This is a genomic window from Micromonospora sp. S-DT3-3-22 (assembly GCF_015354745.1).
In the GTDB taxonomy this organism is placed as follows: Bacteria; Actinomycetota; Actinomycetes; order Mycobacteriales; family Micromonosporaceae; genus Micromonospora; species Micromonospora wenchangensis.
Map to the genome: position 1 here is coordinate 1 of NZ_JACGMO010000107.1, position 19018 is coordinate 19018.

General features: G+C 73.1%; 20 protein-coding genes and 1 pseudogene. 16 read left to right on the forward strand and 5 right to left on the reverse strand.

Annotated features, from left to right (window positions below; genetic code table 11):
* Positions 1-227: pseudogene (locus H1A17_RS34740) on the forward strand (hypothetical protein); the annotation flags it as partial.
* Positions 228-294: 67 nt separating this feature from the next.
* Here H1A17_RS34740 and H1A17_RS25665 read toward each other — a convergent pair.
* A complete protein-coding gene (locus H1A17_RS25665; protein ID WP_145920172.1) occupies positions 295-735 on the reverse strand; it encodes a MarR family winged helix-turn-helix transcriptional regulator in 441 nt (146 codons plus the stop codon).
* Between the two features lie 95 nt (positions 736-830).
* Between H1A17_RS25665 and H1A17_RS25670 the strand changes: the two genes are divergently transcribed.
* From H1A17_RS25670 to urtE, 6 genes are all read left to right on the forward strand, one after another.
* Positions 831-1970, forward strand: coding sequence for a substrate-binding domain-containing protein (locus tag H1A17_RS25670; protein WP_145920171.1), 1140 nt, complete (start codon positions 831-833; stop codon positions 1968-1970).
* 577 nt (positions 1971-2547) lie between these two features.
* Entirely contained in the window at positions 2548-3792 is a 1245-nt protein-coding gene (urtA, locus tag H1A17_RS25675; protein WP_145920170.1) for an urea ABC transporter substrate-binding protein, read from the forward strand.
* 63 nt (positions 3793-3855) lie between these two features.
* Positions 3856-4743, forward strand: a complete 888-nt coding sequence (gene urtB / locus H1A17_RS25680; RefSeq protein WP_145920169.1) for an urea ABC transporter permease subunit UrtB — start codon at positions 3856-3858, stop codon at positions 4741-4743.
* Positions 4740-5927, forward strand: coding sequence for an urea ABC transporter permease subunit UrtC (urtC, locus tag H1A17_RS25685; protein ID WP_205789043.1), 1188 nt, complete (start codon positions 4740-4742; stop codon positions 5925-5927). The genes urtB and urtC overlap by 4 nt, the downstream gene beginning before the upstream one ends.
* Entirely contained in the window at positions 5924-6679 is a 756-nt protein-coding gene (gene urtD, locus H1A17_RS25690; protein ID WP_145920168.1) for an urea ABC transporter ATP-binding protein UrtD, read from the forward strand. The genes urtC and urtD overlap by 4 nt, the downstream gene beginning before the upstream one ends.
* Positions 6679-7371: an urea ABC transporter ATP-binding subunit UrtE gene (gene urtE / locus H1A17_RS25695; RefSeq protein WP_145920167.1), complete on the forward strand. Its 693-nt coding sequence runs from the start codon at positions 6679-6681 to the stop codon at positions 7369-7371. The genes urtD and urtE overlap by 1 nt, the downstream gene beginning before the upstream one ends.
* Before the next feature lie 13 nt (positions 7372-7384).
* Here urtE and H1A17_RS25700 read toward each other — a convergent pair whose 3' ends face one another.
* Genes H1A17_RS25700 through H1A17_RS25710 form a run of 3 tightly spaced genes read right to left on the reverse strand, consistent with a single transcriptional unit; the run spans position 7385 to position 9346 of the window.
* On the reverse strand, positions 7385-7948 hold the full coding sequence (locus tag H1A17_RS25700) for a Rieske (2Fe-2S) protein (RefSeq protein WP_309236862.1): 564 nt from the start codon (positions 7946-7948) through the stop codon (positions 7385-7387).
* A 7-nt stretch (positions 7949-7955) separates the two neighbouring features.
* Positions 7956-8612 (reverse strand): DUF6529 family protein, encoded by a 657-nt coding sequence (locus H1A17_RS25705; RefSeq protein ID WP_309236863.1) that lies wholly within the window; start codon positions 8610-8612, stop codon positions 7956-7958.
* Entirely contained in the window at positions 8612-9346 is a 735-nt protein-coding gene (locus H1A17_RS25710) for a hypothetical protein (RefSeq protein ID WP_145920166.1), read from the reverse strand. The genes H1A17_RS25705 and H1A17_RS25710 overlap by 1 nt, the downstream gene beginning before the upstream one ends.
* 190 nt (positions 9347-9536) lie before the next feature.
* On the opposite strand from H1A17_RS25710, the gene H1A17_RS25715 reads away from it, so the two are divergent.
* The 8 genes from H1A17_RS25715 to mnhG all read left to right on the forward strand — a co-directional run bounded on the left by H1A17_RS25715 (position 9537) and on the right by mnhG (position 17450).
* Positions 9537-10478, forward strand: coding sequence for an ion transporter (locus H1A17_RS25715; protein ID WP_240762147.1), 942 nt, complete (start codon positions 9537-9539; stop codon positions 10476-10478).
* Positions 10479-10638: 160 nt separating this feature from the next.
* Entirely contained in the window at positions 10639-11118 is a 480-nt protein-coding gene (locus tag H1A17_RS25720; RefSeq protein WP_145920164.1) for a potassium transporter TrkA, read from the forward strand.
* A 145-nt stretch (positions 11119-11263) separates the two neighbouring features.
* The gene (locus H1A17_RS25725; RefSeq protein WP_194823080.1) at positions 11264-14086 is read left to right on the forward strand and encodes a Na+/H+ antiporter subunit A; all 2823 of its coding nucleotides are present in this window, start codon (positions 11264-11266) and stop codon (positions 14084-14086) included.
* The gene (locus H1A17_RS25730) at positions 14083-14583 is read left to right on the forward strand and encodes a Na(+)/H(+) antiporter subunit C (protein WP_194823081.1); all 501 of its coding nucleotides are present in this window, start codon (positions 14083-14085) and stop codon (positions 14581-14583) included. Before H1A17_RS25725 ends, H1A17_RS25730 begins: the two co-directional genes overlap by 4 nt.
* Complete coding sequence (locus H1A17_RS25735) at positions 14580-16160, forward strand: Na+/H+ antiporter subunit D (RefSeq protein WP_145920161.1); 1581 nt, start codon at positions 14580-14582, stop codon at positions 16158-16160. The genes H1A17_RS25730 and H1A17_RS25735 overlap by 4 nt, the downstream gene beginning before the upstream one ends.
* On the forward strand, positions 16157-16828 hold the full coding sequence (locus H1A17_RS25740) for a Na+/H+ antiporter subunit E (protein ID WP_194823082.1): 672 nt from the start codon (positions 16157-16159) through the stop codon (positions 16826-16828). Before H1A17_RS25735 ends, H1A17_RS25740 begins: the two co-directional genes overlap by 4 nt.
* Positions 16825-17088: a monovalent cation/H+ antiporter complex subunit F gene (locus H1A17_RS25745; protein ID WP_088645903.1), complete on the forward strand. Its 264-nt coding sequence runs from the start codon at positions 16825-16827 to the stop codon at positions 17086-17088. The genes H1A17_RS25740 and H1A17_RS25745 overlap by 4 nt, the downstream gene beginning before the upstream one ends.
* On the forward strand, positions 17085-17450 hold the full coding sequence (mnhG, locus tag H1A17_RS25750) for a monovalent cation/H(+) antiporter subunit G (RefSeq protein ID WP_145920159.1): 366 nt from the start codon (positions 17085-17087) through the stop codon (positions 17448-17450). The genes H1A17_RS25745 and mnhG overlap by 4 nt, the downstream gene beginning before the upstream one ends.
* Positions 17451-17517: 67 nt before the next feature.
* Here mnhG and H1A17_RS25755 read toward each other — a convergent pair whose 3' ends face one another.
* The gene (locus tag H1A17_RS25755) at positions 17518-17898 is read right to left on the reverse strand and encodes a YccF domain-containing protein (protein WP_145920158.1); all 381 of its coding nucleotides are present in this window, start codon (positions 17896-17898) and stop codon (positions 17518-17520) included.
* A 57-nt stretch (positions 17899-17955) separates the two neighbouring features.
* On the opposite strand from H1A17_RS25755, the gene H1A17_RS25760 reads away from it, so the two are divergent.
* Positions 17956-18972 (forward strand): methyltransferase, encoded by a 1017-nt coding sequence (locus H1A17_RS25760; protein ID WP_194823083.1) that lies wholly within the window; start codon positions 17956-17958, stop codon positions 18970-18972.
* Positions 18973-19018 lie beyond the last annotated feature (46 nt).

Genomic DNA, 19018 nt, shown 5'->3' on the forward strand with positions numbered 1-19018 from the left:
TGCTCCCCACCGGCCCCGGGGCGTCCGCCGCCTGGCTGCCACTGGCGGGCGGCCCGGCGGTCCTGCTCACCGCCACCGCCGCCGACGCCCACACCCTGCGCACCCTGCTCACCTCCCCGGCCGCCCCGCACACCCCGCCCGGGGGCGCGGCCGGGGAGAAGGGGCCGGGGGAAGGTCCCCATCGGCCCACCGCCCGCACCGGGGCCGACGCGGTGCCGGTCGCCTGACGGCCCACCACCCCCGCACGGCCACCGGCCCGGTTCCCGCCTCCGACGGGGACCGGGCCGGTGCGGTTCAGCCGGCCCGGACCGGCTGCCGGCGCGGGTCGAGGCGGGCGACCAGGTCGACGAGCTGCCCGGTCAGCGCCGCGTCGTCGATGATCCCGGCCAGCTCGGCCCGGACGCGGGCGTCGATGCGCTCCTGTTCGCGGCGGCCCCGGGGGGTCAGGTAGGCCCGGATGCGTCGCCTGTCGAACGGGTCGATCCGGCGGTGCACCAGGTTCTGGTCGACGAGCTGGTCGACGAGCTTCGTCAGGGTGCCCGGCGGCAACGACTCCTCGGTGGAGACCTCGCTCATCGGGTGGCCCTGCCCGTCGGCGAGGCGGCAGAGCACCCGCCACGCCTCGACGGTGAGCCCCTCGGTGGTGAGCACCGCGCCGACCCGGCGGGCGAGCAGCCGTTCGGCGCGGGTGAGCGCGCGCATCAGGTCGACGGGCGTCGTGGGATCGTCGGCCATGTCTCTCCCCGTTCGGTGGGTTGCCATGTTACCGAAGCGTCCCGGTTTTCGGTCGGGTCTGGTGGCCCGCCAGGGTTGCCGGCAATCATGTCAGCATGTCCGTGCCGGTGCCCGGGCCCCACGGCGTGCCGGAGCCGTTGCCCCGCTCGGGCGGCACGGCCGGGGCGGCCCCCTGGTTGACCGTCGACCGGTCGGTGGTCAGCGTCGCGCTGGTCTTCCCGATGCGCGGTCCGGCCGGCATGTTCGGTCCCACCTGTGAGCTGTGTGCCCAGTTGGCGGTGGAGGAGGTCAACCGGGCCGGCGGGGTGCTCGGCCGGGAGCTGCGGCTGGTGCCGGTCGACGGCGGCGCGCCACCGGCGCAGGTCGCCGCCGAGGTGGAGGCGCTGGTGTCCACGGGCGCGGTGCAGGGGGTCACCGGCTGGCACATCTCGTCGGTCCGGCAGGCGGTGGCGCCCCGGATCGCGCACCGGGTGCCGTACGTCTACACCGCCCTGTACGAGGGCGGGGAGCGTACCGAGGGGGTGTTCCTGACCAGCGAGACGCCCGACGCGCAGCTCCGGCCGGCGATGCGGCTGCTCGCCCGGGAGCAGGGGGTACGCCGCTGGTACCTGGTCGGCAACGACTACGTCTGGCCGCGCCGCACCGCGCAGGCCGCGCAGCGGTACGCCCGTGACGACGGGGCGCGGGTGTGCGGGCGGGCGTTCCTGCCGTTGGGCACCGAGGATTTCGGGCCGGTGCTGCGGGAGATCGAGCGGGCCGAGGCCGACGCGGTGCTGATGCTGCTCGTCGGTGCCGACGCCGTCCGGTTCAACCGGGCCTTCGGCCGTTCCGCCCTGGACCAGCGGTGCCTGCGGCTGAGCACCCTGATGGACGAGAACATGCTGTTGGCCAGCGGTGTCGGCGGCACCCGCCGGCTGTTCAGCACGGCCGGGTTCTTCGCCGGCCTGGTCACCCGGGAGAACCTGGACTTCCACGGCGCGTTCGCCCGCCGGTTCGGCGTGGACGCGCCGCCGCTGGGCAGCCTGGGGGAGTCCTGCTACGAGGGTGTGATGCTGCTCGCCGCCCTGATCGCCCGCGCCCGCACCCTGGACGTGCGGGCCATCGGGGCGACGGCGGACGCGGTCACCTACCACGGCCCCCGGGGCGAGTTGCAGCTGCGCCGCCGGCACGTCCGCCAACGCATCTACCTCGCCGAGGCCGACGGCCTCGACTTCACCGTCCTCGCCGAACTCTGACCCCCGCCCCGCCCCGCCCCCGTTGACCCCGGGTTGTCCCCGGTGATCAAGAGGTTTACGTCAGTTCCAGCGCCACGACTGACGCAAACCTCTTGATCACGCGCGTGGGGGCGGGCGTGGGGGCGGGCGTGGGGCGGGAGAGTGGGGTGGGTGGGGGAGGGTGTTGACAGGGGGGTGGGTGGGGGTTCTAGGATGCTTCCTGCGTGAAGTAATCGCCATTCCTGGCTATTGTCGGGTGGGTTCGGTGGTTGGCGCTCCTGCCCCGCGTCGCCGGGCGTTGCGCAATTCTTGTGATCGGTCATCGTCCATTGTGGCGGTGGCCTTTTTTGTGTGCGAGATCGGTTCGGGAAACAGCCAATTAAGGGCTGGGAAACGTGGTGGCAATCAAGTGGGCAGAGGCTTTTGCTGCCCGAAAGTCCACTGCGGACCGCCGCCGCGACGTCCCACCCGTTGTGCGACGAGGCCGCCGACGTGCACCACGACCGCACCGCCTGCCAATCATTGACAGCAATACCTGCCGGCCAGTGCGGGCCGGCACGGAAATCATCCGGCGAACATCGCTCGGCAGGGAGAATGAATGTCACAGTTCCGGGGCCGCCGCATCCTGGCGGGCGCCTTGATCCTTGTTGCCGCCGCCGCACTCGCCGGTTGTGGCAGCAAGACCTCCGACGAGAAGTCGACCGCCGGGGTCAGTGCCGACGTGTCCGGCGACACCGTCAAGGTCGGCCTGCTCAATTCGCTCTCCGGCACCATGGCCATCAGCGAGGTCACCGTGCGGGACTCCATCATGCTCGCCGTGGAGGAGATCAACGCCGCCGGCGGCGTGCTGGGCAAGAAGATCGTCCCGGTCGGTGAGGACGGCGCCTCCGACTGGCCCACCTTCGCCGAGAAGGCCGAGAAGCTGATCTCCCAGGACCGGGTCGCCGCCGTCTTCGGCTGCTGGACCTCGGCCAGCCGCAAGGCGGTCAAGCCGGTCTTCGAGAAGAACAAGGCGCTGCTGTTCTACCCGGTGCAGTACGAGGGGCTGGAGCAGTCGCCGTACATCTTCTACACCGGGGCCACCACCAACCAGCAGATCGTGCCCGGCCTGGACTACCTCAAGGCGCAGGGCAAGAAGTCGGTCTACCTGGTCGGCAGCGACTACGTCTTCCCGCGTACCGCCAACAAGATCATCAAGGCGTACGCGGCGGCGAACGGGATGACCGTGCTCGGCGAGGACTACGCCCCGCTCGGCTCCACCGAGTTCGGCACGATCGTCAACAAGGTCCGCTCGTCGAAGGCCGACGCGGTGTTCAACACCCTCAACGGCGACAGCAACGTGGCGTTCTTCAAGGAGTACACCTCCGCCGGGCTGACCGCCGCGAGCATGCCCGTGGTGTCCGTGTCGATCGCCGAGGAGGAGGTCAAGGGGATCGGCACCCAGTACCTGAAGGACCAGCTGACCGCCTGGAACTACTACCAGACCACCCCCGGCGCGGCGAACCAGAAGTTCGTCGCCGCGTACAAGGCCAAGTACGGCGCGGACAAGCCGACCAGCGACCCGATGGAAGCCGCCTACGTCGCGGTGTACCTGTGGAAGGCGATGGTCGACAAGGCCGGCACCTTCGAGGTGGAGAAGGTCCGGGCCGCCTCCGGCGGCATCACCTACGACGCCCCGGAGGGCCTGGTCACCGTGGACGGCCCCACCCAGCATATCGCCAAGACCGCCCGGATCGGAAAGGTCGGCGCGGACGGGCTGATCACCGAGGTGTGGAACTCGGGCAAGCCGATCACGCCCGACCCGTACCTGAAGAGCTACCCCTGGGCGAGCGGCCTGAGCTGACCGATCCCGGCCCGGGCGGGAGGCACCCCCGCCCGGGCCGACCCACCCCTTCGGAGCGCGAACGTGACAGTCCTCTTCGGTCAGCTCTTCACCGGCGTCAGCATCGGCGCGGTGCTGCTGCTCATCGCCCTCGGCCTGGCGCTGACCTTCGGCCAGATGAACGTGATCAACATGGCGCACGGCGAGTTCATCATGGCCGGCGCCTACACCACCTACGTCCTGCAGCAGACCGTGACCGCCGCCGGCTGGTCGCTGCTGGTGGCGCTGCCGGTCGCCTTCGCGGTGGCCGGCGCCATGGGCGTGCTGCTGGAGGTGCTGCTGATCCGCCGCCTCTACGCCCGCCCGCTGGACACCCTGCTGGTCACCTGGGGCGTCTCGCTGATGCTCCAGCAACTGGCCCGGGACGTCTTCGGCAGCCCCAACGTGCAGACCCGCGCCCCGGCGCTGCTCACCGGCAACGTGTCCCTGCCCGGCGGGCTGACCGTCGCCAACAACCGGCTGTTCATCCTGGCCCTCGCGCTGGCCGCCGTGCTGGCGCTGACCCTGGCGCTGCGGCTCACCCCGCTCGGGCGACGCATCCGCGCCGTGGTGCAGAACCGCGACCTCGCCGCCGTCTCCGGCATCCCCACCGCCCGGGTCGACCGGACGACCTTCTTCATCGGCTCCGGACTGGCCGGCGTCGCCGGGGTGGCGCTGACCCTGCTCGGGCCGATCGGCCCGACGATGGGCACCAACCTGATCATCGACGCCTTCCTGGTCGTCGTGGTCGGCGGCATCGGCCAGCTCAAGGGCAGCGTGATCGTCGCCTTCGCGCTGGGCGTCCTCCAGGCCACCGGCGAGTACCTCACCACGCTCAGCGTCGCCAAGGTGATCGTCTTCGTGGCGATCGTGGCGTTCCTCCAGTGGCGGCCCCAGGGGCTGTTCACCCTGCGTACCAGGAGCCTCGCATGACCGCCGCGCCGCTGGTCGGCACCGATCCCGCCAGCGCGGCCGGCACCCCGGCCGGCGGCCGGCGGGGCCGCCGGTTCGACGGCCCGGCCCGCACCGCCGTGGGGTTCGCCCTCGGCGCGGCGCTGCTGTTCGCCGTCGCCCCGCTGACCCTGTCCGACTTCCGGCTGTCGCTGCTGGCCAAGTACCTGTGCGTCGCGATGGTCGCGGTCGGCATCGGTATCGCCTGGGGCCGGGGCGGCATGCTCACCCTCGGCCAGGGGGTGTTCTTCGGCCTCGGCGGCTACGCGATGGCCATGCACCTCAAGCTCGCCGACGCCGGCCCCGGCCAACTGCCCGACTTCATGCAGCTCTACGGCCAGCTCGACGAGCTGCCGCTGTGGTGGCGGCCGTTCGCCAGCCCGTGGATCGCGCTGCCGGCCACCGTGCTGCTGCCGATGGCCGTCGCGTTCGGCCTCGGCTCGCTGGTCTTCCGCCGCCGCGTGCGCGGCGCCTACTTCGCCATCCTCAGCCAGGCGCTCGCCGCCGCGATGGTGATCCTGCTGGTCGGCCAGCAGGGCACCACCGGCGGCACCAACGGCCTCACCGACATCCAGGGCTTCTTCGGGTACGACCTGGACGACCCGGTCAACCAGCGGATGGTCTACTTCATCATCGCCGCCAGCCTGCTCGCACTGCTGGCCCTGGCCCGGCAGCTCATCCGCAGCCGCTACGGCGAACTGTTGGTGGCCGTCCGCGACGGCGAGGAACGGGTCCGCTTCCTCGGCTACGACCCGGCCGGCGTCAAGCTCGTCGGCTACGTGGTGGCCGCCGGCATGGCCGGGCTGGCCGGGGCGCTGTTCGTCCCGGCGGTGGGGATCATCTCGCCCGCGTTGATCGGGATCGTCCCGTCCATCGAGTTCGTCATCGGCGTCGCGGTCGGCGGCCGGGCCACCCTGCTCGGACCGGTGCTCGGCGCGGTGGCGGTGGCCTGGGCGCGTACCGCCCTGTCGGAACGTTTCCCGGGCACCTGGACGTACCTGCAGGGGTTGCTGTTCGTGCTGGTGGTGGCGTTCCTGCCGGGCGGCCTGGCGTCGTTGTGGGCGCTGGCCCGGCAGCGCCGGTCGGACCCGGTCGGCGCGCGGTGGTGGCGACGGACCCGACCCGCCGACCCGGCCGAGACCCGGACGGAGGTGTCGGCGGCATGACCGGTGGGCAGCTCGACGGCCTGTGCGTACGCGACCTGCGGGTCACCTTCGACGGCTTCACCGCCGTCGACGGGGTCGACCTCGACGTGCCGCCCGGCGACATCCGCTTCCTGATCGGCCCCAACGGGGCGGGCAAGACCACAGTGGTCGACGCCGTGACCGGGCTGGTCCGGGCCACCGGTTCGGCCCGCTTCGGCGACCGGGAACTGCTCGGCCGCGACGTGCACCGCATCGCCCGGCTCGGCATCGGCCGCACCTTCCAGACCGCCTCGGTCTTCGAGGAGCTGACCGTGGTGCAGAACCTCGACATCGCCGCCGGGGCCACCCGGAGCTGGTGGACGCTGGCCCGCCGGCGCAACCGGATCCCCGACGAGGTGGCCGCCGCGTTGGAGACGATCGGGCTGGCCGACCGGGGCGACCAGCCGGCCGGCGCGCTGGCGCACGGGCAGAAGCAGTGGCTGGAGATCGGCATGCTGCTGGTCTCCGACGCCCGGCTGCTGCTGCTCGACGAGCCGGTCGCCGGGATGAGCCACGAGGAACGCGATGCCACCGGCGCCCTGCTGGAGACGGTCAGCCGGGACCGCACCGTGGTGGTCATCGAACACGACATGGACTTCCTGCGCCGCTTCGCCCGCAGCGTGACCGTGCTGCACGCGGGCAAGGTGCTCAGCGAGGGCACCGTCGCCCAGGTCCAGGCGGACCCCCGGGTGCAGGAGGTCTACCTCGGCGTCGACACCGCACCGGAGGCGTGATGTTGGAGTTGCGTGGCGTACACGCCGGCTACGGCCGCAGCGAGGTGCTGCACGGGGTGGACGTGGCCGTCCCCGCCGACGGGGTGGCCGCCGTGCTCGGCCACAACGGCGCGGGCAAGAGCACCCTGCTGCGGGTCGCGGTCGGCCTGCTGCGCCCCCGCGCCGGCACGGTCACCCTCGACGGGGAGGACGTCACCCGGCTCGCCCCGCACCAGCGGGTCGCCCGGGGCCTGGCGTACGTGCCGCAGGGCCAGCAGTGTTTCCCGCACCTGACGGCGGCGGAGAACCTGCGGCTGGTGGCCGACGGCCGGCGCGACGGGGCCGCCGCCACCGCCGAGGCGCTGGACCTGTTCCCGGCGTTGCGGAGCCTGCTGCGGCGGCGGGCCGGGCTGCTCTCCGGCGGTCAGCGGCAGCAGTTGGCCATCGCCCGCGCGCTGGTCACCCGGCCCCGGCTGCTGCTGCTCGACGAGCCCACCGAGGGCATCCAGCCCTCGGTGGTCGCCGAGATCCAGGACCGGATCGTCGAGCTGGCCACCGGGGCCGGCATCCGGGTGCTGCTGGTGGAGCAGCACCTCGGCTTCGCGCTGCGGGTGGCGACCCGGCACTACGTGCTGGAGTCCGGCCGGGTCACCGCCACCGGCGACGGTGGCCGGGACGCCGAACGGTCGGTCCGCCGGGCGCTCGCGGTCTGACCGTCCGGCGTGGTCAGGCCAGCCGGATGTCGTCGCCGTCGACGGTCACCGCCCGAGGCGGCAGCGGGCTGCCGGCCGGGCCGCTGCGCACCGCGCCGTCGGCGATGCCGAAGACGCTGTTGTGGCAGCCGCAGACGATGGTGCCGTCCTTGACCGAGGTGACCGTGCAGCCCTGGTGGGTGCAGGTCGCCGAGAACGCCTTGATGGTGCCGGCGGCCGGTTGGGTCACCACCACGCCCTCCGCCTTGAAGATCTTGCCACCGCCGACCGGGATGTCCGCCACCGCGGCCAGCGCCGCCGGGGCGGGCGGCTGCTCGCCGCCGCCGGCGGGGGAACCGCTCGCCCCGGCGGACGGCCCGGCCGGCGCGCTGCCGCCCGGCGAGGCGCCGGCCGGCGCGGCGGCCGATCCGCCGGTCTGCGGCGCCGCGGCCGGCGTGGTCGGCTCGCCGTACGTCTGGCAGCCGGTGAGCAGGGCGGTCACGCCCACCCCACCGGCGCCGGCCAGCACCGCCCGCCGGGACGCGCAACCCGCCCCACGCTCGTCGCACATCTGCCCGTCGTTCCTCTCCCGTGTCACGAGCCCGTCACGTCCCCACCCCGAAGGTGGTGAAGTACCACAGCGACGAGCTCACCCAGATCCCCATCAGGACGGTGAAGACCAGCCCACCGACGACCGGCAGCACCCAACCGGCCAGCCCCCGCTTGGGCAGCGCCAGCATCTTCATGGTGAACACCCCGAAGAAGAGGCAGCCGAGCAGCGAGTGCAGCAGGGTCCGCAGGTCGTAGTCGGCGAAACCCAGCGCGTAGAGGCAGTGCACCGCCACCGGGACGGTCAGCAGGAACGCCACCCGGCCGCTCCACCGGTGCAGCCCGCCCGCCCAGGAGGGCGAGAAGCCGCCCAGCCGGCCCCACATCGCCAACGCGCTGAGCAGCTGCAGCACGGCGAAGAAGGCCGCCCCGGTGCCCAGCCAGACCTTGACCGCCTGGGGGCTGGAGAAGCCGGCCACGTTGACCGCGATCCCGGTGGGCTGGTGCATCCGGCCGTACGCCCCGAGGGCCACCGCGACCGCCGCCCCGACCAGCAGCGGCACGAGGACCGAGGCGGGTGGGGCGCCGGTGGACGGCACGCCGGTCGGGGCGGGCGGGGTCACGACGGGTGGGGGGTCGGACAGGACCCGGACGGGCGGCCCGTCGTCGAGGCCGCGTCCCACGTCGGTCTCGAACCGGCGGCGGGCCGTCATCACTCACCCGGGCCGGGGTCGGCCACGACCGGCGTCGCGGTGACGGTCCGACCGTCGAGGATGGTGGTGCCGAACGCGGGGTCCAGCGGCGGGGCCGACACCGGCGCGCCGTCGCGGGTGACCACCCCGATCTGGCTGCCGTCGGGCAGCATGATCCAGCCGCCGTCGACGCCGGCGCGGCGTTGCTGGGCGGTGGCCCGGTAGAGCACCGGGTCGGGCTTGCCGGTCTGCTTGGCGGTGAACTTCCACCGGCGCTGACCCACCACCATCTCGCCGGAGGCCACCCCGTTGCCGAACGACCCGGTGAGCACCTCGCCCTTCTTGCCGGTCAGCTTCATCCGGCCGTCGGCGGCGGTGCCGTTGAGCCACACCTCCAGCTTCCTGCCGTCGCAGACGTACGCCACCGCCTTGCCGTCGGTGACGGTGATCGCGATGGTGGCGCCGCCGTCGAGCCGTCCGGTCCAGTTCGAGTCGGCCTGCTTCGCCGGGGGCGGTGTGGTCGGTGGCGTGGTCTCCGCCGGGCCGGGCTGGCCCCCCGCGGGTGCCGCCGGGGTGGCGTCCGGCTCGGCCGCCGGGGCGGCGGGCGACACCACGGCGGCCTCGGGCGGGCTCGTCGCGGGCGCGGCCGCACCGGCGTCGACCGTACGCGGCGCCGCCTGGGCGCTCATCGCGAACAGGACGGCGGCCATGCCCGTCCCGGTCAGCAGGGTGAGCAACGGGGTCGTGCGCTTCATGAGCAGCTCCCTTCACCGGGTGGTACGAAGCCGGGGCGCGGGTCGTTCAATGTCGTGGCGAGATCCTGCGACCGGAGACGACGGGGTGCCGGGTATATCACCGACGGTGACCGTCCCGGGTGGCCGATAGGGTGTCGGGATGGCCGCCGCGATCCCGTACCTCCCCGGGGCCGGGTGACCGGTGCCGCCCGTGCCCGTTCCCACCCGACGGCGTGCCGCCGATCCGCCGCCCGCCCGCCCCGTCGGCCTCGCCCAGCGGTGTGCCCGGATCACCCGCTCGCGCCCGTTCGAGGCGGCGATCGTGGTGCTCATCATGGCCAACGCGGCGGTCCTCGGGGTCGAGACCTACCCGGATCTCGGTGCGGCCCGACCGGCCCTGCACTGGCTGGAGCTGAGCTTCCGGGCCGCCTTCGTCGCCGAGATCGCCGTCCGGGTGCTGGCGTACGGGCGTCGGCCGCAGGACTTCCTGCGGCACGGCTGGAACGTGTTCGACCTGGTGGTGATCGCGGCGATCTTCCTGCCCGGCCTGCACGGCGACTCGGCGCTGCTGCGGGTCGTCCGGGTGGCCCGGGTGCTGCGTCTGGTGCGTTTCTCGCCCGGTCTGCGCACCATCGTGGCCGCGCTGTGGCGCAGCCTGCCCGGTGTCGGCGGGTTCCTCGCGCTGGCCATGGTGACCCTCTACGTCTACGGCATGGCCGGCTGGCTGATCTTCGGCCGGGCCTACCCGGAGCAGTACGGCGACATCGGCCGGTCGCTGCTGACCCTGTTCGTGCTGCTGTCGCTGGAGACCCTGCCGGATCTGGTGGAGCAGGGGATGGCGCTGTCCCCGTGGACCCTCCTCTACTACGTCAGTTACGTGGTCATCACGGTCAACCTCCTGCTGAACATCCTGATCGCGGTCATCGTGAACTCGATGGAGGAGGCCCGCCGGCTGGAGATGACCGAGGGGCTGGCACCCGGCTACGACGCCGACGGCGACGGGGTGCCCGACGAGGTGGACCGGATCGCCCTGACCCAGCGCCTGGACGACCTGCGGGCGGTCATCGCGGAGTTGGAACGCGAGCTGCGCATCGACCGGGACGACCCGGCCGGCCGGCACCGGCCGGTCCGGGACCGCACCGACGCCCGCTGACGACCCCGCCCGACGCCGGCCGGCACTCCGCTGACGTCGGGACTTCCCACCTGATGGGACGGCGGCGGTGGGCGATCGGGGTCTGATCATGATAGGGATGAAGGGGCGCGCGGCCGTTACCGGCCGGACGCCCCTTCGATGATGGGCGAAGGAGGTCGGCATGCGGTTCGAACGTACGGTCATTCCCGGGGTCGGACTCTGCCAGCGCTTCGCCACCGCGCACGGCCAGTGGGCCAGCGTCATCTCCCACCCCACCGGGCGGCGCGACATCGTGATCTACCACCCCGAGGACAGCGACACCGCGCTCTGCACGCTGGTGCTCGAACAATCCGAGGCGCAGGCCGTCGCCGGGGTGCTCAACCAGGCGGTCACCGTCGACCACCTCGCCGAGCTGGAACGCCAGCTCCCCGGTGTCACGGTCGTGCGAATACCCGTCGCCGTGGACAGCATCGGCGACGGTAAACGCTGGCGGGACACCGCGTTGTCCGGCCGGCCGCTGTCACTGCTGGCGGTGGTCCGCGCCGGCCGGGTCGTGCCGACCCCCGGCGACGACTACGTCCTGCTCGCCGGCGACGAGGTCGTCGTCGCGGGCGGTGAGGCGGCCACCACGACCGCCGTGGACGTGCTCGCCGGCCACTGACCGGTACCACCACCGACCGACCAACCACTGGTGACGCCACCGCCGCGGTGGCCGCGCGACCCGGGGACGCCCGTCCCCGCGCCGCCGGTCCCGCACCGCCCGAACCGGGTGGGTGGCCGCCGACACTGATCTTCGAGGAGGGTATGTGCTGGTCCTGGTGGCGGTCCACGCACTGGCAGCCGTGGTCGCCCCGGGGCTGGTACGCCGCTTCGGACGCCGGGCGCTCTACGCCGTCGCGCTCGCCCCGGCCGCCACGCTGGTCTGGGCGCTGACCCGTACCGGCGTGGTGCGGTCCGGGGAACCGGTGGTGGAGACCTGGCCGTGGGTGCCCCGGATCGGTCTGGAACTCGCCCTGCGGATGGGCACCCTGTCCTGGCTGATGGTGGTACTCGTCGGCGGGGTTGGCGCGCTGGTGCTGGCGTACAGCGCCCGGTACTTCCGCTCCGACGACCCCGGGCTGGGCCGATTCGCCGCGGTCTTCGTCGCCTTCGCCGGCTCCATGCTCGGCCTGGTCGTCTCCGACGACCTGCTGCTGCTCTACGTGTTCTGGGAACTCACCACCGTCTTCTCCTACCTGCTGATCGGCTACGACCCGGCGAAGCGGGCCAGCCGGCGGGCCGCCATGCAGGCGCTGCTGGTCACCACGCTGGGCGGGCTGGCCATGCTGGCCGGGTTCGTCATGCTCGGCCAGCACGCCGGCAGCTACCGCTGGTCGGTCGTCGCCACCGACCTGCCCGGCGGCGGCTACCTGGTCACCGCGCTGATGCTGATCCTGCTCGGCGCGCTCAGCAAGTCGGCCATCGTGCCGTTCAGCTTCTGGCTGCCCGGCGCGATGGCCGCCCCCACCCCGGTCAGCGCCTACCTGCACGCCGCCGCGATGGTCAAGGCCGGGGTGTTCCTGGTCGCCCTGCTCGGCCCGGCCGTCGCCGATGTCACCGCCTGGCGGGTGGTGCTGCTGTGCACCGGCCTGGCCACCCTCTTCCTCGGTGCCTGGGTGGCGTTGCGGCAGACCGACCTGAAGCTGCTGCTCGCCTACGGCACGGTCAGCCAGCTCGGCCTGCTGATGGTGATCCTCGGGGCCGGCAGCCGCGACGCCGCGCTGGCCGGCGCGGCCATGGTGCTGGCGCACGCCCTGTTCAAGGCCACCCTCTTCCTCGTCGTCGGGATCGTCGACCACACCACCGGCACCCGGGACCTGCGGGAACTCAGCGGCCTCGGCCGGCGCGCGCCGGTGCTGGCCGGGATCGCCGTGCTGGCCGCCGCGTCGATGGCCGGGCTGCCGCCGATGGCCGGCTTCGTCGCCAAGGAGGCCGCCTTCGAGGCGTTCCGGCACGGCGGTACGGCCGACCTGCTGGTGCTGGCCGGGGTGGTGACCGGGTCGGCGCTGACCGTGGCGTACACCCTGCGGTTCCTGTGGGGCGCGTTCGCCGGCAAGCCCGGTGTCACGCCGACCGAACCGCACCCGGCGGGCCGGACGTTCCTCGCCGCCCCGGCGCTGCTCGCCGTCGCCGGGCTGGCCGTCGGCGTCGCCGCCCCCGCCCTCGACGGGCTGCTCGCCCCGTACGCCGACGGGTTCTCCCCGGCCGGGCCCGGCTACCACCTGGCGCTGTGGCACGGCCTCACCCCCGCGCTGGGCCTGTCCGCCCTCGCGGTGACGGCCGGCGTCGGGCTGTTCCTGCTGCTGCACCGGGGCCGGCTGCGGCTGTCCCGGTGGACGCCGCTGGACGGCGCGGCCGGCTACGAACGGGTGGTCGCCGGGGTGGACCGGCTGGCGGTGGAGCTGACCGGCGCGACCCAGCGCGGATCGCTGCCGTTCTATCTCGGGATCATCCTGGTGGTGCTGGTCCTGCTGCCCGGCGGCGCGCTGCTCACCGGCGGGCCGTGGCCCCGGCAGTTCCGCGCCTGGGACACCCCGTTGCAGGCGGTCGTCGCCGCCCTGGTGATCGTCGCCGCCGTGATGGCCGCCCGCGCGCTGCGCCGGCTCACCGCGATGATCCTGGTCGGGGTCGCCGGCTACGGCACCGCGCTGATGTTCGTCCTGCACGGCGCACCGGACCTGGCGCTGACCCAGTTCCTGGTGGAGACCGTCACCATCGTCATGTTCGTGCTGGTGCTGCGCCGGCTGCCGGTGAAGTTCTCGGCCCGGCCGATCCGGCGCAGCCGGCGCGGCCGGATCGCGATCGGGGTCGCCGTCGGCGCGGTCGTGTCCGGGATGGCCTGGGTCGCGGCGAGCGGCCGGCTGGCCACCCCGGTCTCCGAGCGGTTCCCCGACGAGGCGGTCTCCTACGGCGGCGGCAAGAACGTGGTCAACGTGACCCTGGTCGACATCCGCGCCTGGGACACCATGGGCGAGATCGCGGTGCTGGTGGTGGCCGCCACCGGGGTCGCCAGCCTGATCTTCCGCCGCTCCCGGGACCTGGACCGGCGCAGCGCCGTCCCCGGCCCCCGACCGGCGACCACCGGCGGGCCACGCTGGCTGACCGCCGGCTTCGAGGCGCACCGGCACTCGGTGATCCTCCAGGTGGTCACCCGGCTGCTGTTCCACGCCATCGTGCTCTTCTCGGTCTACCTGCTCTTCTCCGGCCACAACGCCCCCGGTGGCGGGTTCGCCGCCGGGCTGGTCGCCGGCCTGGCCCTGGCCGTGCGCTACCTGGCCGGCGGACGCCGGGAACTCAACGCCGCCGCGCCGGTCGACGCCGGTGCGGTGCTCGGCGCGGGGCTCTTCCTCGCCGTCGGCACCGGGGTGGTGGCGATGCCGCTGGGTGGGGAGTTCCTGCAGAGCGCGGTGCTCGACCTGCACCTGCCCCTGCTCGGCAAGGTCCACTTCGTTTCGTCGGTCTTCTTCGACGTCGGCGTCTACCTGATCGTGGTGGGCCTGGTGCTGGACATCCTGCGCAGCCTCGGCGCCGAGATGGACCGCCAGCAGGAGGACGCTCGCGACGACGTACGGGACAAGGAGCTGGTGTGACCCCCAACCTCACCTACATCGTGGTGGTCGGCGTGCTCTTCGCCGCCGGGGTGACCCTGCTGCTGGAACGCAGCCTCACCCGGGTGCTGATGGGTGTCATCCTGCTCGGCAACGGCGCCAACCTGCTGCTGCTCACCGGTGGCCGGGCCGGTGGCCCGCCGATCGTCGGCACCACCGACGCCGCCGAGATGAGCGACCCGCTGCCCCAGGCGATGGTGCTCACCGCCATCGTCATCACCCTCGGCATGACCGCGTTCCTGCTGGCGCTGTCGTACCGCAGCTGGCACCTCAACGGCCACGACGAGGTGCAGGACGACGTGGAGGACCGCCGGATCATGGACCTGGCCGACCGGGACGAGGGGCCGGGCACCGACGACGCCGACCAGCCCGACTCCGACGACCAGCTCGACCCGGACGGCCGGCCCGATCCCGACAGCAGACGGCCCTCGGCGGCCTCGGTGGCGGCGGCGGCCGGCGAGCGGGGGAGGGACGCGTGAACTACCTCGTCCCGCTGCCGGTGGTGATGCCACTGCTCGGCGCGGCCCTGACCCTGCTGCTGGCCAGCCGGCCCCGCGCCCAGCGCTGGGTCAGCCTCACCGTGCTCACCGCGACCGTCGCGGTGGCCGCCACCCTGCTGGTCCGCTCCTCGCTCGACGGGCCGCTCGTCGTCGAGGTCGGCGGCTGGGTCGCGCCGCTGGGCATCGTGCTCGTCGCCGACCAGCTCGCCGCGCTGATGCTGGTGGTCTCCGCCGCCGTCACCCTCTGCGTGCTGGTGTACTCCATCGGGCAGGGCATGGCCGACGGGCACGAGGAGACCCCGCTGTCGGTCTACCACCCCACCTACCTGGTGCTGACCGCCGGGGTGTGCAACGCCTTCCTCTCCGGTGACCTGTTCAACCTCTACGTCGGCTTCGAGATCCTGCTGGTCGCCAGCTACGTGCTGCTCACCCTGGGCAGCACCGAGACCCGCATCCGCGCCGGCACCACGTACGTCGTGGTCAGCCTGCTCTCGTCGCTGATCTTCCTGGTCGCGATCGGGCTGGTCTACTCGGCCACCGGCACCCTCAACCTGGCGCAGCTCGTCGACCGGCTCGACGCGCTCCCCGACGACCTGCGGCTGGTGCTCCAGGGGATGCTGCTGCTGGCCTTCGGCATCAAGGCGGCGGTCTTCCCGCTGTCGGCGTGGCTGCCCGACAGCTACCCCACCGCGCCCGCGCCGGTCACCGCCGTCTTCGCCGGCCTGCTCACCAAGGTCGGCGTGTACGCCATCATCCGCACCGAGACGCTGCTGTTCCCCGGCGGCCGGACCGCCGACCTGCTGCTGGTGGTGGCGGCGTTGACCATGCTCGTCGGCATCCTCGGCGCGGTCGCCCAGTCCGACATCAAACGACTGCTGTCGTTCACCCTGATCAGCCACATCGGCTACATGCTGTTCGGGGTGGGCCTCAGCTCGTCGCTCGGGCTGGCCGCCGCGATCTTCTACGTGGTGCACCACATCACCATCCAGACCACCCTGTTCCTCGCCGCCGGGCTGGTCGAACGCCGGGGCGGCAGCACCGCGCTGGACCGCCTCGGCGGGTTGGCCCGACTGTCGCCGCTGCTCGCCGTGCTGTTCTTCGTGCCCGCGCTGAACCTGGCCGGCATCCCACCGTTCTCCGGCTTCCTCGGCAAGCTCGGCCTGGTCCAGGCCGGGGTCGACGACGGCGGCGCGATGGCCTGGGTGCTGGTCGCCGGCGGGTTGCTGACCAGCCTGCTCACCCTCTACGCCATCGCCCGGGTGTGGAACCTGGCGTTCTGGCGTCGCCCGCACCCGGAGATGCCCGAACCGCAGGACAGCGTGCACACCGTCCGCACCGACGGGGTGGAACAGCCCTACCAGGGGCCGGACCGCGACGCCCACCCGGGCGCGATGCTGCCCCGCCTGATGATCGCGCCGACGGTCGCCCTGGTGGTGCTCGGGCTGGCGTTGACCGTGGTCGCCGGGCCGCTGTTCGACCTCAGCTCCGACGCCGCCGACGACCTGCTGCGGCGCACCCCGTACGTCGAGGCCGTCTACCCCGGGGGGACCCCGTGAGCCACGATCCGCCGCCGCAGCGGTCCACGGACCCGCCGCCCGGCGCGCTGCCGTCGCAGCGCGCCGGGGAGCCGCCGCCGCCGGAGCATCCCGAGGACCGGCCGCTGAGCCCGGCGGCCCGCCGCCGCAACCAGGCCGTCGCGATGATCGTCCTGGTCACCGTATGGGTGCTGCTGTGGGGGACGCTGAGCTGGGCAAACGTGCTCGGTGGGCTGGTCGTGGGGCTGGTGGTGCTGACCGTCTTCCCGCTGCCCCCGGTGACCTTCGCCGGGCGGGTGCACCCGGTGCCGCTGCTGCGGTTCGCCCTGCGCTTCCTGCGGGACCTGGTGGTGGCCAGCGTGCAGATCGCGGCCCTGGCGCTGCGGTTCGGGCACCCCCCGCTGGGGGCGATCATCGCGGTGCCGCTGCGGATCCGCTCCGACCTCAACCTGACCCTGACCGCCGAGGCGCTGTCCCTGGTGCCCGGCAGCCTCATCGTCGAGGTCGACCGGGATGCCGGCGTCCTCTACGTCCACGTGCTCGGGGTACGCGACCGCGCCGAGGTCGAACGCTTCCGCGACGGCGTGCTGGAGTTGGAGGCCCGGCTGATCGCGGCGATCGGCTCGGCGCAGGAGCAACGCCTGATCCGGGAGCACACACCGTCCGCGCTGGAAGGGAGTTCGAGATGACCGCTGTCGCCGTGATCGTCACCGTGCTGCTGGCGGTGGCCGGCGCGCTCACCCTCACCCGGATCGTCCGGGGGCCGTCGGTGCTCGACCGGGCGGTCGCCACCGACGTGCTGCTGGCCATCGTGGTGGCCGCCGTGGCGACCGAGGCCGCCTACAGCCGGGACGCGACCGCGCTGCCGATCCTCGTGGTCCTGGCCATCCTCGGCTTCGTCGGCTCGGTCAGCGTCGCCCGCTTCGCCACCCGCCGGGACGACAGGTGAGCGTCGACGCGGTGCTGGACGTGGTGGCCGCGGCCTGCCTGCTGGGCGGCGCGCTGCTCAGCCTGGCCGCCGGGGTCGCCCTGGTCCGCTTCCCCGACCTGCTGTCGAGGATGCACGCCGCGGCCAAGCCGCAGGTCCTCGGCCTGCTGCTGGTGCTGCTCGGCTGCGCGCTGCGGCTGCGGACCGGGGTGGACGTCACCACGCTGGTGCTGGTCGGGGCGTTCCAGTTGGCCACCGCGCCGGTCGCCGCGCACATGATCGGCCGGGCCGGCTACCCGCACGACCGCATCCGCACCGACCTGCTGGTCACCGACGAACTCGCCGCCCACCTCGACCGGTTGCACGCCGACCGACGGCCCTGACCCGGCGGCTCTGACCCCGACCGGCCGGCGGTCCCGTGGCCCCGGCCGCCGGGGAGGGCCCGGCCGGTCAGGGCGCCTCGACGACCTCCCGGCCGAGCGGCCAGAACGCCGCCGGGACGAGCTTGAAGTTGGCGATGCCGAACGGGATGCCGATGATCGTGACGCAGAGCGCGATCCCGGCGAGCAGGTGGGACAGCGCCAGCCACCAGCCGGCCAGCAGCACCCACAGCACGTTCGCCAGCCCGGACGGCACGCCGGCCCCGGGCTTGGCGACCAGGGTACGGCCGAACGGCCACAGCGAGTACGACGCCAGCCGCAGCGACGCCACCCCGAACGGGATGGTGATGATGAGGACGAAGCAGACCACCGCCGCGACGAAGTAGCCGAGCGCCAGCACGATTCCGCCACCGAGGATGAGCCACAACACGTTCAGGATGAAGCGAATCATTACTCCATAGTGACCGGCGCGTGCCACCGCGTCACCGTTCCATGATCTTATGTTCCCATGATCACTCCCACTCCTCTCATGCATCTCGTCGCCGGCGTCTGGGGCTTCAAGACCCTCGCCGTCGGGGTCGAGTTCGGCCTGTTCACCCGGCTGGCCGGCGGGCGGGCCGTCACCGTGGCCGAGGCCGCCGCCGAGTTCGGGCTCGACGAACGCCCCGCCGACCTGCTGCTCTCGGCCAGCGCGTCGCTGGGGCTGCTGGAGAAGGCCGGCGACGGCTACCGCAACTCGGCGCTGGCCGAGCAGTTCCTGGTCGAGGGGCGGCCCTACTACTTCGGGGCCCAGGTGCGCTACTCCGACCTGCGCACCTACCTGCCCTGGCACCGGGTGGGCGAGGCGCTGCGCGGCAACCGGCCGCTGACCTGGGACCCGCAGCAGCAGGAGTCCCTGTTCGACACCACCGACCAGGAGCTGGTGGCCCAGTTCTGGGACGCCATGTTCGCCACCTCCCGGTTCACCGCCCGCGCCCTGGCCGACGCGTACGACTTCGGCGCGCACCGGCGGCTGCTCGACGTCGGCGGGGGCGCGGGGGCGTTCCCGATCGAGTTCTGCCTGCGGCTGCCGGAGCTGCGGGCGACGATCCTGGACCTGCCGCACGTGTGCGTGCGGGCCGGGGAGCGGATCGCGGAGGCGGGCCTGACCGACCGGATCGGCACGGTCGCCGGTGACTTCCTCGCCGACCCGGCCCTGCCCGACGGGCACGACGTGATCCTGCTCAGCATGATCCTGCACGACTGGGACGAGCCGACCAACCGGGCGCTGCTGGCCCGCTGCCACGACGCGCTGCCGCCCGGCGGGGTGATCGTCGTCAGTGAGCTGCTGCTCAACGACGAGCGCACCGGCCCGCCGGAGGCCGCCCTGATGGGCATGAACATGCTCGTCGAGACCGAGGGCGGCAAGAACTACTCCGGCGCGGAGTACCGGCAGTGGTTGACCGACGCCGGCTTCGTCGACGTGCGTACGGTGCCGTTCGAGGCTCCCGGCGCGAACGGCGCGGTGCTGGCCCGCCGCCCCTGACCGGCCCGGCCGGGGCCGGTGGACGTCAGGCGTCCGCCGGCCCCGG